We start from the raw sequence: 14,950 nt of genomic DNA on the forward strand, positions 1-14,950 counted from the left end.
CTTAATCAAGTTATCTTCAGCGTTAAACAAAAATGCCCAAGACGCTACAGTATCTTGGGCATTTTATTCATTGCCTGTTATTTAGTCGAGTAACTCAACCACCACTCTAGGGGTTAATTTAGTCACTAATTCATACGCGATTGTGCCAATATGTTCAGCCACCTCTTCAACCGCTAATGCTTTACCCCAAAGTTGAACACTGTCGCCCACTTTATCTGATGCGTTGGCACCAAGATCGACCGTTAACATGTCCATCGACACTCGGCCAACAATTGGTACGCGGCGACCATTTATCCAAACGGGTGTGCCTTCTGGTGCATTACGCGGGTAACCGTCTCCATAACCAATAGCCACCACGCCTAAACGGGTATCTTGCTTGGCGGTCCAAAATGCACCGTAACCAACGCTATCGCCGGCTTTATGTTCACGCACGGCAATGAGGTTCGACACCAATTCCATCGCCGGAATTAATCTGTGATTCACGCCTCTATCGCCGACGACAGGCGAAATACCATAAAGCGCAATTCCAGGTCTTATCCAATCAGCCTGGCTCGTTGGCCAAAATAAGGTACCAGCTGAATTAGCCAGAGTGCGATCGCCGCCTAAGCCATCAATGACTTGTTCAAAAGCATTGATTTGAGCTTGAGTCATTGAGTTGTCAGGTTCGTCAGCACAGGCAAAATGAGTCATTAAATGGATAGGCTTAGCTACTTGAGGGCAATGCATTAAGCGCTGATAAACCTGCTCAAACTGCTCTAAGCTAAAGCCGATTCGGTGCATACCTGTATCGATTTTTATCCATACTGTAACGGGCTTTTCAAGCTTTATGGTCTCTAGCATCTGTAATTGTGATTCATGATGAACCACAGTATCGATATGATGAGTAACCAATAAAGGTAAGTCAGATTGACGGAAAAAGCCTTCAAGTAATAGCAGTTTTCCTTTTACACCACCGGCGCGCAGTTGCAATGCTTCTTCGAGTCTGGCTAAACCAAAACCATCGGCACCACCGTCGTATTTACCTTCGCTTTTAATAAAGTTTAATATACCGACACTTTCTGCGACATTTAATAACCCATGGCCATAACCATTGGCTTTTACTACCGCCATAATTTTGCTATTAGGCGCAATAAGACGCAGCTGTGCCAAGTTACTTTGCAATGCATGACGACTGATTTCAGCGCGAGGAAACGGTTTCAATAGACTGCCTTAATTAAACAATAAAAACATAACGCATTTTGCCGGTAAAAAAACTAACTTATCCCTCACCGGCTAAAGATCATAAACAACCTAAAATTATAAATAAATATTATGTAATCAATGATTAATCTTCTTCAAACTGCGGCCCAGCATAATTATCGAAACGCGAGAATTGCCCCTGGAACACCAAACGCACACGACCAATTGGGCCGTTACGTTGTTTACCGATGATGATTTCAGCAGTGCCTTTATCTTCAGAGTTGTCGTTATACACTTCGTCACGATAAATAAACATAATTAAATCAGCATCCTGCTCAATCGCACCTGATTCACGTAAGTCTGAGTTAACCGGACGTTTATCTGCACGTTGCTCTAGCGAGCGGTTAAGCTGCGACAGTGCAACAACCGGGATTTCGAGCTCTTTTGCTAAGGCTTTTAATGAGCGCGAGATCTCTGAAATCTCCAAGGTACGATTATCTTTTAGCGAGGGTACCTGCATTAACTGCAAGTAATCGATCATAATCATCGACAAGCCACCATGCTCACGGGCAATACGTCTGGCACGGCTGCGGACTTCAGTTGGTGTTAAGCCTGAACCATCATCAATGTACATTTTGCCTTGCTCAAGCATAATACCCATGGTTGATGAAACGCGCGCCCAATCTTCATCATCCAATTGACCAGTACGGATCTTGGTTTGATCGACACGGCCAAGCGAGGCCAACATACGCATCATAATCTGTTCTGACGGCATCTCGAGACTGAAAATAAGCACAGGCTTATCTTCATTCATCGCGGCCTGTTCGCACAAGTTCATCGCGAAGGTGGTCTTACCCATCGATGGACGTGCTGCCACAATGATTAAGTCGCCCGCTTGGAAACCGGCGGTCATTTTGTCTAAATCGCCAAAACCACTCGATACGCCCGTCACACCATTATGTGGATTATTGTAAAGTTGCTCGATTTTATCGACGGTTTTTTCAAGAATGCTTTTGATGTTTTCCGGGCCTTCATTGGCATTGGCACGCATCTCGGCAATTTTAAATACTTTGGTTTCAGCTAAATCGAGTAAGGCGCTCGAATCGCGACCTTCTGGATTATAACCGGCATCAGCTATTTCGTGGGCAACGCCAATCATGTCACGTACAACAGCACGCTCACGCACAATATCTGCATAAGATAAAATATTACCGGCGCTTGGGGTATTTTTAGCAATTTCACCTAGGTACGCAAAGCCGCCAGCATCTTCTAGTTGATCTTCAATTTCAAGTTGCTCAGAGACGGTAATTAAATCAAGTGGCTGGCCTGATTCCATCAACTTTTGCATTGCGGCATAAATCATTCGATGTGAACGAGAATAAAAATCTTCTGGCACAACCGCTTCAGAAACACGGTCCCACGCTTCTGCATCGAGCATTAAGCCACCCAAAACGGATTGCTCAGCTTCAATAGAATGGGGTGGCAATTTTAATGCATTAACTTCTGCATCCTTTTGCCTATTTCTGGCTTTAAAAGCACCTTGTTGTGACATTAACACTCCCAATTTACAACGACTTTACAAAATATGGTATAACACCGAGACTAAGCATAATTCGCAGTCATTTAGAATCAAAATGACGCCTCAGTCAACGGTTATAAATTAATAATTTTAAGGAAAATACATGCGTATTGCACTTGTTGCAGCATTGGTGCTGACATCTCATTTCGCCCATGCTGATGAAGGCCAATGGCAGCCATACCAAATGCTATCTATTGCCGACAAATTACAACAACGCGGCATTGATATTCCCGCATCGCAACTTGCCGACTTAGGTCAGTACCCAATGAATGCCGTTGTCAGTCTGGGCTATTGTACCGCCAGTTTTGTATCGCCCCAAGGCTTAGTTGTCACAAACCATCATTGTGCTTATCGCGGCATACAATATAACAGTAAAAAAGAACATAATTACCTCGCAAATGGCTTTTTAGCCAACACCCAAGCAGAAGAACCTTCTGCAGGGCCAAACGAACGTTTATACATTACCGAAGAAGTCACAAATGTGACCAATCAAGTGATGGCAAATTTAAGCCATGAACCCTTGGCGCGTTTTGAAGATATTCAAAACCATAGTAAGGCATTAATCAAAACTTGCGAAGCTGACGACAACTACCGCTGTTCGGTTAACAGTTTTCACCATGGTTTAGAATATTACCTCACTAAGCAGCTTATTATTCGTGACGTGCGCTTAGTTTATGCCCCACCAGAAAGTGTGGGTGGATTTGGTGGTGATATTGATAATTACGAATACCCACGCCATTCAGGCGATTTTACTTTTTTACGCGCTTATGTAGGTAAAGATGGTAAACCTGCCACTTATTCCGATCAAAACGTCCCTTATACTCCTAAAAGTTATCTAAAAATTAATGCCGATGGCGTTAAAGCTGGTGATGGTATTTTTGTTGCTGGTTTTCCAGGCGCCACGAGCCGTTATAACTTAACCAGTGAACTTCAGTTTGCCAACGATTGGCTTTATCCAACTTATGCTAAACGATATCAGTTACAAATTGATACGCTAACCTTAATGGGAAAAATGGATAAAGATATTGCGATTAAATATGCTGGTACCATGGCATCAATGGCAAACCGAATGAAAAAGCTAAATGGCTTGCTCGATGGCTTTAAAGCAACGGATATCGTCGGAATTAAGCAACAGAGAGAAAATGACTTTTTGGCTTGGCTAAAAACAGATCCTAATGCCAATCTTAAGTTAATTAATAACTTAGAAGCTTTGTTAGCAGAGCAGCATGCTCAAGAACAAGCTAACTATTATTTTAAAAATGCACAATCGAGTGTGTTATTAACTGCGGCAAGTAAATTGTATCGCCTCGCGAAAGAAAAACAAAAGCCAGATGAACAACGAGAAACAGGCTTTCAGCAACGCGACATGAAGATGTTTAAATCAGCATTAAAACGCATTGATAGAAGTTTTGACCCTGCCGTTGATAAAACCCTTTGGTTACAAGACCTACAAGCTTATGTTGGTCAGCCACTTAAAACAGAAGTATTTGATAATGCGTTAAGCAGCGCAAATAGCTTTGAAGAGTTAGAAGCGAAAGTAGAAGGTTTGTATGCGCTAACCGATTTAACTGAACAAGCAAAACGCCTTGAATGGATGGATAAAACGGCTGCGGAATTTGAAACCAGTGAAGACCCTTTTATCCGTTTAGCTGTTGCTATTCATGATGCCAACATAGCACTTGAAAAAAGTGAAAAGTTGCTTGAAGGCAAGTTATCTTCCGTTCGTCCTGAATACATGAAAGCCATTATTAGTTATTATAAGTCAAACAACTGGCCCGTATACCCTGATGCAAACCGAACTCTGCGCATTACTTATGGCATGGTTGATGGTTATCAATCAAAAGACGCCCTTTATAAGCAGCCATTTACACGCTTAGAAGGCATTTTGGCTAAACATACAGGTGAAGAACCTTACAATGCTCCAGCTAAGTTATTAGCTGCCATTAAGGCAAATGATTACGGCGAGCACAGAATCTCTTCAGTATATCAACAGCCTAGTACTTGGGTATGTAAGTTGATGTCATGCTTAGACAAGCCTGCCGATTTTAACTCGGTACCGGTTAACTTTTTATCCAGTGCAGACACAACAGGTGGCAACTCAGGATCGCCGGTGTTTAATGGTAAAGGCGAGTTAGTGGGTCTTAACTTCGACTCGACTTACGAAGCCATTACTAAAGATTGGTTCTTTAATCCAACCATTACTCGTGCTGTGCATGTTGATATTCGTTATATTTTGTGGATGATGGATAAGGTTGATCATGCAGATAACTTAATTAAAGAGTTAGATTTAGTCAGAAACTAATTAACGCCTTAATGAATAATACCTAGCACTTTTGCTGGGTATTTTTTTATCTATTTAGCACCAATCACACACCATGAAGGTACTATCAATACGGCACTTGGTACAGTACAAATAAGTACTTATTAATACAATGCCCCCTAAATTGCAGGCATAAAAAAACACCGCCCGTGGGCGGTGTTTTCTATGGAGCTAAAGGTAATTAAGCTTCTGCAACAACAGATACTTTAACTACAGCTTTAACTTCAGTGTGTACTTGTACTTCAACTTCGAAGTCACCAGTAGAGCGTAAAGCACCTAAAGGTAAACGTACTTCAGCTTTAGCAAGTTCAACGCCAGCTGCAGTAACTGCATCAGCGATGTCACGGTTGCCAATTGAACCGAATAATTTACCTTCATCACCTGCTTTAGAAGCAATAACAACTGATTCTAATGCAGCTAATTTTTCAGCACGAGCTGTCGCAGTAGCTAATTCAGCAGCTAATTTAGCTTCTAATTCAGCACGACGAGCTTCAAATACTTCAGTGTTTGCTGCGTTTGCTACAACTGCTTTACCGTATGGTAAAAGGAAGTTACGAGCATAACCAGCTTTAACAGAAACTTGATCGCCTAAGCCACCTAAGTTTGCAACTTTATCTAGCAGAATAACGTTCATTATCAAATCCTCTTTATTCGATTAGGAATTAATACTGCAATATTACTGATGTAAATCAGTATATGGCAGTAGAGAAAGATAACGAGCACGCTTGATAGCGCGAGCTAGTTGGCGTTGGTATTTAGCACTAGTACCAGTGATACGGCTAGGAACAATCTTGCCGCTTTCAGTGATGTAGTTCTTTAAAGTAACGATATCTTTGTAATCAATCTCTGCAACACCTTCAGCGGTGAAACGGCAGAACTTGCGACGACGGAAATAACGTGCCATTTTGACAGTCTCCTAAGTTTTCAATTCGACATTTTCAGCATGCAAAACTAAACGGTTTTGACCATTTCGTCCTTGTTGTAGTGAAAGAAACCCTTCTACTTCAACTTGCACACCTGCTTGTAATTTATCTGTAACGCTATTAAAGCGTGGCCCACTTAATATCACTTGAATAATGCAGTATACGTTTCGTAATAAGTCTGCTTCATAACGCTGTGATTTATGCTCTACCGTAATAACCGTATGGTTTATCCCGCTAGGGCTATTTAATCGTTTAGTGCGGGTGACCGTGCCAAACAAAGTTAAGTGGTTATTCACAGAGTAAATTATTCAGCCTTTTCTTCAGCGCTTTCTTCAGTGCTACGGTCATCAGTAGAAGTACGACGTGAATCACGTTCGTCTCTTGCTTTAGCCATAGGTGAAGCTTCAGTAACGGCAACTTTAGTGCGCATTACCATGTTACGCAGAACAGCGTCGTTGAAACGGAAAGCTGTTTCTAACTCTTCGATAGACTCTGCAGAACCTTCTACGTTCATAAGAACATAGTGAGCTTTATGTAGGTCTTGGATTGGGTAAGCCAATTGACGACGGCCCCAATCTTCTAAACGGTGTACTGTACCGTTAGCAGCGGTAATAATACCGGTGTAACGTTCAATCATACCTGGGACTTGTTCACTTTGATCTGGGTGAACCATAAATACGATTTCGTAATGACGCATTTATTGCTCCTTACGGTTAAGTAGCCTCTTTTCTGGCTCAGTCAGACCAATGTGGAGGCAAGGAACGAATTAAAGTGACTGATTTGAGCGCGCGATAATACATAAACCTAGACAGAAACTCAAGCAATAACTCTCTTTTCAGCAAACTTGATTGCAGGTATGATGTCGGCAGTTAAAAACCCTGCGTTTACGCCATCACATAATAAAGCCATTTAATGATGACCATAAAAAAAACCGTTCTCACCTGCTGCCTCTTCTTATTATCCACTCCAGCATGGGCATTGGTTCCACCTGAGTACCAAGAACCAGACACCAGCTTTAATGCTGAAGTCGAGGCGGGCCTACAATTAAACAGCGGCAATAACGAAACAAAAAACTTCAACGGCCGAACTTACCTAACCTATGACTCATTAAAAACAAAACAAGAAGCCACTTTAAAAGCGTATTACGCGGCAGATGGCAGCGAGTCAACCTCAGAAAAATATGAACTATATTTACAGTCTAACTATAAATTAGATCGTGGTTATGTATTTGGCCGAGGCGAATTTACTTGGGACGAATACGGTTCGTACACCCGTATTAGTACTATCTCTACCGGTTATGGTTTTGATTTAATTAAAAACTATACCACCAAACTTAGCCTTGAAGCCGGTCCGGGTTATCGTTATGACAAACCTCAGGCAAGTACTACCGAGCCTAACCCTGATGATAACCGTGATGTTATTCTGCGTACCGCAGCTAAATACACCGTTAAATTGCAGGAATACACTAGTTTTAATGCCGACGTAACCGCCGAAACTGGTCTAGAGAATAATACTTTAACCCTTGATATGAGCTATAAAAACACCTTTATTCAGGACTGGGCATTTAAAATAGGCATGAACGTTAAGTACACAGAAGTAGTGCCAGAAGACAGTAAAAAAACTGACACAGTTACCACGTTTAACTTGTTGTATACCTTTCAATAATTTAACGAGAATGATGCGAAACATATCATTCTTTCAATAAATAATAAGCTTTACTGAACTTTTAGAGGCTCAGTTATGGACAGCCCGCTACGCAGTTTTGCATCCTTATATGGCACCACCTTTTTGATGGTGCTTGCTGCCGGTTTACTCACGACCTATTTAGGCTTAAGCCTAACGAATATGGACGTGCCACAAATATGGATTGGCGGCATGATGTCGGCCTACTATATTGGCCTGGTTTGCGGTTCTAAAGTAGGTCATAAACTGATTGCACAAGTCGGTCACATTCGTGCTTTTGTTGCTTGTGCGGGTATTGTGACCGCCTCGGCATTAGGCCACGCACTGATTGATAATTTAACCGTCTGGTTAATACTGCGACTTGCTGTTGGTATGGGAATGATGTGCCAATATATGGTGCTCGAAAGCTGGCTAAACGAGCAAGCAGAAACCAATCAACGTGGCACCGTATTTGCTAGTTATATGATTGTCTCTTATCTTGGGTTAATGGCGGGTCAGGGAGCAATTAGTTTATATCCTGACCTGGGTATTGAGCCGCTACTGTTAATCGCCATTTGTTTTGCATTGTGTATCGTGCCCATTGCCATCACACGCCGAATCCACCCGGAACCTCTGACTCCAGCGCCACTCAAAATGGGCCACTTTTGGCAACGTGCACCGCAAGCGTTATCCACCATTGCTTTTGGCAGCATGATAGTCGGCTGTTTTTATGGTTTGGCCCCGTCATACGCCACCGCTAAGGGCATTGACCCAGAACATGTCGCGCTATACATGACCTGTACCATTTGCGCGGGATTACTGGCGCAGTGGCCAATGGGTAAATTGTCTGACATTATTTCGCGCAGCGTACTGATCAGAATAAACTCTGCCTTATTAGGCGTGTTGGTATTATTCATCACCATCATCCCTTTTCACTCTGTTTATTCGTTAATACTCACCAGCTTATTTGGTATTTTAGCGTTCACCTTATACCCATTGGCCACCGCACTGGCTAACTCTCGGGTTGAACAACATGAACGTGTTGGGTTATCAGCAACCATTCTAGTGACCTTTGGGGTTGGTGCGAGTATTGGTCCTCTTATTGCCTCGGCTTTAATGCAAGCAATGGGCGATCAAATGCTTTACGGCTTTATGGCCATTTGCTCATTTACGTTACTCGCCAGGCTCATCTGGGTTAATCGACGCCAAAAAGCAGAACAATTCTCTACTGGCGATTATGTGATGGCGGGTGGTGACTTAGTCAGCTCACCATTAGCCGCATCACTTGACCCTCGTGTCGATATTGAGATGGTAAATGAGCAAATGATTTATCCAGCTGATGATGCCTTTGATCGTCTCGATGATGAAATTGAAGAAGAAATTGACGATACAGAGGGTGTTGAAGGACAAGCTGATTACAACGCAGCTTATGCCAATATTACTGAAGATGACTCTGAAGATGATGATATTGACGATGAAGACGTCGATAATGAAATGAGTCGGCGCTAACAGCTAAAACAAAAACGGCGATAATCACATTATCGCCGTTTTTTATCATCTTACTATCACTAACAACTCAACTCGTTAACGGTTTAGCTAATTTGTTACTAAGCGCCTAAACGCTGTCTAACCGCTTCAAACAAACAAATACCGGTCGCCACTGACACATTTAAGCTCGACACACTACCCGCCATCGGAATAGAAATAAGCGAGTCACAACTTTCACGAGATAAACGACGCAAGCCTTTGTCTTCTGCGCCCATAGCAATCGCTAATGGACCTGTTAAATCAGCTTGATATACATTGCCATCAGCTTCGCCTGCAGTGCCAACAATCCACACACCTTTATCTTGTAAATGGCGCATAGTACGCGCCAGGTTTGTCACCTGAAACAGCGGAATGGTTTCTGCTGCGCCACAAGCCACTTTGCTCACCGTTGAAGTTAATCCCACTGAGTTATCTTTTGGCACGATGATAGCGTGCACGCCCGCTGCATCGGCATTACGTAGGCAAGCACCTAAATTATGTGGGTCGGTCACGCCATCTAAAATAAGCAAAAATGGTACGGCAGTTTTGTCTAATAGTGCATCTAAATCATGTTCAGTTAATGGTTTAGCCGCTTTTACGCGGGCTACAATACCTTGATGCTGAGAACTACCGGCTTTTTCATCCAACACTTTACGCGCTGCACGCTGCAAGGTAGTACCAAACTCTGAAGCGGTTTTAATTAATGGCGTTAAACGTTCATCATCACGGCCTTGCAATAACCACAACTCAATAACACGCTCTGGGCTATTTGCTAATAAGGCTTGAACGGCATGAATGCCAAAAATAGTATCTTGTTTTTTCATTTAATTACTTTCTCTTGCTGCGCTTGGCAGGGGTTTTCTTTACTGTAGATTTGGTTTTGCCAGCATCAGACGCATTGTCTTTTACTGATGATTTTTTCGCGCCAGCAGGCTTTTTTGTACCCGTAGGTTTTGCACCTGAACGACTTTTGCGTGATTTAGGCTTATCCGATCTAGCATCTGACTTACCACGAGCCGGTTTTGCCCCTTCAAGGTTAGCGCGCTCGCGTGCGGTCATAACTTTAGCGGTACGTGGCTTTTTACCACTACCTTTACTGTTGTCACCAACCATCAACAGATCAATTTGACGATCATCTAAATTTACCGCAGCAACCTTCACCGTCACTTCATCACCAACTTGATAGACTTGACGAGTATTTTCACCAATTAAACGCTGACGCATTTGATCAAATTGATAGTAATCACTGGCTAGACTTGAAATATGCACCAATCCATCAATAAACAGCTCATTTAAGCGTACAAACAAACCAAAGCTGGTGACTGAGGCAATGATGGCCTCAAAAGTATCACCTACATGGTCTTGCATGTATTCACATTTAAGCCAATCGCTCACATCACGAGTGGCTTCATCTGCACGACGTTCGGTAGTTGAACATTCTTCGCCGAGTAAATCGAGCTCTTCAATCTGGTAAAGATAACCACCATCTTGAGTCCACTTGTCAGTCACCTCGCCTTGCTCTTTTGCAAGTAAGTACTTAATCACTCGGTGCAAAATCAAATCAGGATAGCGGCGAATTGGCGAAGTAAAATGCGAGTACGCCTCTAATGCTAAACCAAAGTGACCTTCATTATCGGGGCTGTAAATAGCTTGGCGCATTGAACGTAACAGCATGACTTGAATTAACTCAAAATCAGGTCTGTCGGCAATTTTTAACATCAAGTTTTGATAATCGGTTGGTGTCGGTTCTAAACCGCCATCCATGCTTAGACCGCGTTCAGCTAAAAACTCTTTAAAGTTGGCCAGTTTCTGCTCAGAAGGTGCTTCATGGACACGATATAGCACTTCGCCTTTATGCTTTTTAACAAACTTAGCAGAGGCAACGTTAGCTAAAATCATACACTCTTCGATGATCTTATGCGCTTGGTTACGGCCTCTTGGCACAATTTTGTCAATTTTACGATCTTCATTGAAAATGAACTGCGTTTCCAATGTTTCAAAGGCAATAGCACCACGTTCAGCTCGGCGCTGATCTAAGGTGAGATACAAAGATTGTAAGCACAATAAATGCGGGAACAAGGCTTCGTGTTCAGGTAAAATCGGGCCGCCTTCAAGCATGTCGGCAACTTGCGTATAAGTAAAACGTGCATGCGAGTGCATTACCGCTGGATAAAATTTGGTGCCAGAGAGCTTACCCGCTGCAGAAATGGTCATTTCTGCAACCATACACAGACGGTCGACTTGTGGTTTTAGTGAACATAAACCGTTAGAGATTTTTTCCGGAAGCATTGGGATCACTTGCGACGGGAAATACACCGAGTTACCACGTGAACGAGCTTCTACATCAAGTGCTGAGTCGGTTCTAACATAATGACTGACATCAGCTATCGCCACCCATAAACGCCAGCCACCGCTTGGTTTGGCTTCTGCATATACCGCATCATCAAAGTCGCGCGCATCTTCACCGTCGATAGTTACAAGCGGTAAATGACGTAAATCTACACGACCTTCCTTATCTGACTCTGGTACTTCGTCAGGAATACGCTTGAGTTTTTTCTCGATGACAGCAGACCAAGTGTGCGGTAAATCGTAATTACGTAAAGCAATTTCGATTTCCATCCCCGGTGCCATGGTTTTACCCAATACTTCGGTCACTTTAGCTGCGGCTTTAACAAAACGGCCAGGACGACGGGTGAGTTCAACCACAACCACATCGCCAGCTCTTGCGCCATTACGATCGTTGTTATCGATTAAAATTTCTTGGGTGATGCGGCGATCATCAGCAATCACAAAGCCCATACCACCATCAACATGGTAACGGCCGACTAAAGCGGCTGTGCGCTCTTGCACCAAACGGACAATACGCGCTTCGCGACGACCACGGCGATCAGTACCGGCTTTTTGGGCCAAGACTTTGTCGCCATGAAAATACATCAGCATATCGCGGTTATTAATAAATAGGTCGTCACCGCCCTCGTCCGGCTTAAAAAAGCCAAAACCATCACGATGGCCAATAACGCTACCAGACAATAAATCCATACGCTCAGGTAGACCATAGCTTTGACCACGAGTAAACACTAACTGACCGTCACGTTCCATAGCGCGCAAGCGTCGACGCAGCGCTTCTAATGGTTCTTCTTCAGTAATGTTTAATGCTTGTGCTATTTTGTCGCGGCTAACGGGAGACTTTTGTGCGCGCAAGTATTCTAAAATGTACTCGCGGCTAGGAATAGGATTGTCGTACTTGTCTTGCTCTCTCTCAAAATGAGGATCGTTGATCATTCAATTTCCAAATAATTCGCTCCATAACGTGGAGCTTCTAACGTGTGTACAGCTGTGGCTGCTGGGCCCTAACCACTATACTGGCGGGCATTTTTGCAGCTAACATCTGCAATAAAGACGAGGCCTTTTTCTGCTGGGCATCGTTATCAAATATACTGTTATATAACCAATGATAACCCATTTCGTAATCGGTTGGGCTACCATAACCTTCGCCAAATAATCGTACTAGTAGCATTCTGGCAGAAACATCACCATTGGCGGCTGCGGGTAATACATACTGTACTGCGCGATTAGGATTTTTAACCACTAGTTTACCGCGATAATAATAATCCGCCAATTTTACCATGGCTTCTGAGCTGCCTTGCTCTGCTGATGTTTGCAATAACATCATACCGCGCGATGGATGTGCACTAACACACACGCCATTATTTAACATTTCACCCCATAAAAACTGGTACAAGGGTTGTTTTAATACTTCTGCTCTGGCCTCGATATCTTGCACTAATTGGCAGTCGTCGGCCTTAACACGTTGTAAATACTGATCGGAGTGGATCAGCGAGATCAATTGTTTGTCGCTATAAATATCGACCGCTTCTGTTAAGGCAAATACGTTAACAGAAATAAGGCTTAATAAGGCTAGAGATACACGCAACATAAGGATTCTCGATGACACTATGATGACTTATTTATCGGCAGTATAGTGCATTTCTTGAGTGCTACAATTCGAGAAAACACATTGTAGTCATTAACAAATTTACATCACTCATAAAAAAGGCCGCTTTCGCGGCCTGTTTCTTTTACTTGAACGGACTAAGCAAAATCATCGTTTGATTTCTGTCCGGACCCGTAGAGATAATATCAACCGGCGTTTCTAATAATTCTTCGAGACGCTTAATATAGTTGATAGCTGCCGCAGGTAACTGCTCGATTGAAGTTGCACCAAAGGTGTTTTCGCTCCAACCTGGCATGCTTTCATAAACCGGTGTCACTAGCTCGTAACCTTCAGCTGCTAAAGGAGTTACCTTTTCAACTGTACCATCTGGATACTCATAGCCTACACAGATTTTAACTTCTTCTAGACCATCTAATACATCTAGTTTAGTCAAACAGAAACCGCTAACACTGTTGATTTGTACTGCACGGCGCATTGCCACTGCATCTAACCAACCTGGACGACGCTTACGGCCAGTTGTCGCACCAAATTCTTGGCCTTTCTCACCGATGTAATCGCCGAGTTCATTAGCCAGTTCAGTCGGGAAAGGACCTGCACCAACACGAGTGGTGTAGGCTTTCATGATACCAAGTACATAATCTAAATGGCGAGGACCAAAACCTGAACCTGTCGCAACACCGCCAGCGGTCGTGTTTGATGAGGTCACAAATGGATAAGTACCGTGGTCGATATCCAATAATGTACCTTGAGCACCTTCAAATAGAATTGGCTCACCCGCTTTACGTGCAGTATCTAGCATTTCAGTTACGTCAACACACATGCTCTTTAAGTAGTCAGCAATTGCTAACGCATCGTCAAGAGTTTGTTGATAGTCAACGGCTTCAACTTGATAGTACTCAGTTAGCATGAAGTTATGGTATTTCATGACTTCTTGTAACTTAGTTGCAAATAGCTCTGCATTAAACAAATCGCCGATGCGTAAACCGCGACGCGACACTTTGTCTTCGTATGCAGGACCAATACCGCGTCCAGTAGTACCAATGGCTTTATTACCACGCGCTTTTTCGCGAGCGATATCAAGTGCACAATGGAATGGAAGAATAAGCGGACATGCTTCAGAGATAAGTAAACGCTCTTCGACAGGAATACCGCGGCCTTTAAGCATGTTGATTTCTTTCATCAACGCGTCAGGCGCTACGACAACACCATTACCGATGATACATTTTACATTGTCACGTAAAATGCCAGACGGAATTAAATGAAGAACGGTTTTTTCACCATCAATTACCAAAGTATGACCAGCATTATGGCCGCCTTGGTAACGAACTACGTATTTTGCCTGTTCTGTTAAAAGGTCGACAATCTTACCTTTGCCTTCGTCACCCCATTGAGTGCCGAGTACGACTACATTTTTGCCCATTATTAGCTGCAACGTCTTGTGGTATAAAATAGAATTTTAACAGATTTTAGTATGTTATAGCCAAGTATTTTATTGAAAAATGATCAATAAAACGACGCCTGCTGTCACTAAGCTGCCACCTAAGCGTCTGAGAACATTTTGCTTTTGTGTTGAAAGCTCTAATAAATATTTTTGCCATTGAGTCGGAAAAATAAGCGGACCAAGGCCCTCAAGAATCAAAACCAAGCCCAACGCCGTCATTAATAACTGTAAACTCATGTATAAAACCTCAACGTTCACTTGTAAAAATTCTATCTAGTGTGCTTGATTATGCGCTAAATAGCACAATGATTTATATAAACTCGCATTAGAATGTGCTCTTTTAGTGAAAATTATCAGTGCGGTA

General features: G+C 42.9%; 14 protein-coding genes. 3 read left to right on the plus strand and 11 right to left on the minus strand.

Annotated elements, in window-relative coordinates; translation table 11 throughout:
* Positions 1-81 precede the first annotated feature (81 nt).
* Together alr and dnaB are read right to left on the minus strand one after the other, a co-directional pair.
* A complete protein-coding gene (gene alr / locus IEY42_RS01050) occupies positions 82-1,200 on the minus strand; it encodes an alanine racemase (RefSeq protein WP_188923529.1) in 1,119 nt (372 codons plus the stop codon).
* Positions 1,201-1,324: 124 nt separating this feature from the next.
* A complete protein-coding gene (dnaB, locus tag IEY42_RS01055) occupies positions 1,325-2,731 on the minus strand; it encodes a replicative DNA helicase (RefSeq protein WP_188923530.1) in 1,407 nt (468 codons plus the stop codon).
* 130 nt (positions 2,732-2,861) lie between these two features.
* On the opposite strand from dnaB, the gene IEY42_RS01060 reads away from it, so the two are divergent.
* Complete coding sequence (locus IEY42_RS01060; RefSeq protein ID WP_188923531.1) at positions 2,862-5,060, plus strand: S46 family peptidase; 2,199 nt, start codon at positions 2,862-2,864, stop codon at positions 5,058-5,060.
* Between the two features lie 199 nt (positions 5,061-5,259).
* Here IEY42_RS01060 and rplI read toward each other — a convergent pair whose 3' ends face one another.
* The 4 genes from rplI to rpsF are packed head-to-tail and all read right to left on the minus strand — an operon-like array spanning position 5,260 to position 6,698.
* A complete protein-coding gene (rplI, locus tag IEY42_RS01065) occupies positions 5,260-5,712 on the minus strand; it encodes a 50S ribosomal protein L9 (RefSeq protein ID WP_188923532.1) in 453 nt (150 codons plus the stop codon).
* A gap of 42 nt (positions 5,713-5,754) precedes the next feature.
* Complete coding sequence (rpsR, locus tag IEY42_RS01070) at positions 5,755-5,982, minus strand: 30S ribosomal protein S18 (RefSeq protein WP_006083042.1); 228 nt, start codon at positions 5,980-5,982, stop codon at positions 5,755-5,757.
* 12 nt (positions 5,983-5,994) lie between these two features.
* Positions 5,995-6,297 (minus strand): primosomal replication protein N, encoded by a 303-nt coding sequence (priB, locus tag IEY42_RS01075; RefSeq protein WP_188923533.1) that lies wholly within the window; start codon positions 6,295-6,297, stop codon positions 5,995-5,997.
* An 8-nt stretch (positions 6,298-6,305) separates the two neighbouring features.
* Entirely contained in the window at positions 6,306-6,698 is a 393-nt protein-coding gene (gene rpsF / locus IEY42_RS01080; RefSeq protein WP_188923534.1) for a 30S ribosomal protein S6, read from the minus strand.
* A 215-nt stretch (positions 6,699-6,913) separates the two neighbouring features.
* Here rpsF and IEY42_RS01085 point away from each other — a divergent pair, with 215 nt between their 5' ends.
* Together IEY42_RS01085 and IEY42_RS01090 are read left to right on the plus strand one after the other, a co-directional pair.
* A complete protein-coding gene (locus IEY42_RS01085) occupies positions 6,914-7,666 on the plus strand; it encodes a DUF481 domain-containing protein (protein WP_188923535.1) in 753 nt (250 codons plus the stop codon).
* A gap of 75 nt (positions 7,667-7,741) precedes the next feature.
* Positions 7,742-9,172: an MFS transporter gene (locus IEY42_RS01090; protein ID WP_188923536.1), complete on the plus strand. Its 1,431-nt coding sequence runs from the start codon at positions 7,742-7,744 to the stop codon at positions 9,170-9,172.
* Positions 9,173-9,270: 98 nt separating this feature from the next.
* Here the strand turns inward: IEY42_RS01090 and rlmB are convergent, their stop codons facing one another.
* The 5 genes from rlmB to IEY42_RS01115 form a co-directional block, all read right to left on the minus strand.
* A complete protein-coding gene (gene rlmB, locus IEY42_RS01095) occupies positions 9,271-10,014 on the minus strand; it encodes a 23S rRNA (guanosine(2251)-2'-O)-methyltransferase RlmB (RefSeq protein ID WP_188923537.1) in 744 nt (247 codons plus the stop codon).
* A gap of 4 nt (positions 10,015-10,018) precedes the next feature.
* Positions 10,019-12,472 carry a ribonuclease R gene (gene rnr / locus IEY42_RS01100; RefSeq protein ID WP_188923538.1) on the minus strand — a complete coding sequence of 818 codons (2,454 nt, stop codon included), beginning with the start codon at positions 12,470-12,472 and terminating at the stop codon, positions 10,019-10,021.
* A 37-nt stretch (positions 12,473-12,509) separates the two neighbouring features.
* Positions 12,510-13,127, minus strand: a complete 618-nt coding sequence (locus tag IEY42_RS01105) for a tetratricopeptide repeat protein (protein ID WP_188923539.1) — start codon at positions 13,125-13,127, stop codon at positions 12,510-12,512.
* 142 nt (positions 13,128-13,269) lie between these two features.
* Positions 13,270-14,565: an adenylosuccinate synthase gene (locus IEY42_RS01110; protein WP_188923540.1), complete on the minus strand. Its 1,296-nt coding sequence runs from the start codon at positions 14,563-14,565 to the stop codon at positions 13,270-13,272.
* Positions 14,566-14,634: 69 nt separating this feature from the next.
* Positions 14,635-14,823, minus strand: a complete 189-nt coding sequence (locus IEY42_RS01115; protein ID WP_188923541.1) for a DUF2065 domain-containing protein — start codon at positions 14,821-14,823, stop codon at positions 14,635-14,637.
* Between the last annotated feature and the right edge of the window lie 127 nt (positions 14,824-14,950).

The sequence above is a fragment of the Shewanella algicola genome, assembly GCF_014648035.1.
Taxonomy (GTDB): domain Bacteria; phylum Pseudomonadota; class Gammaproteobacteria; order Enterobacterales; family Shewanellaceae; genus Shewanella; species Shewanella algicola.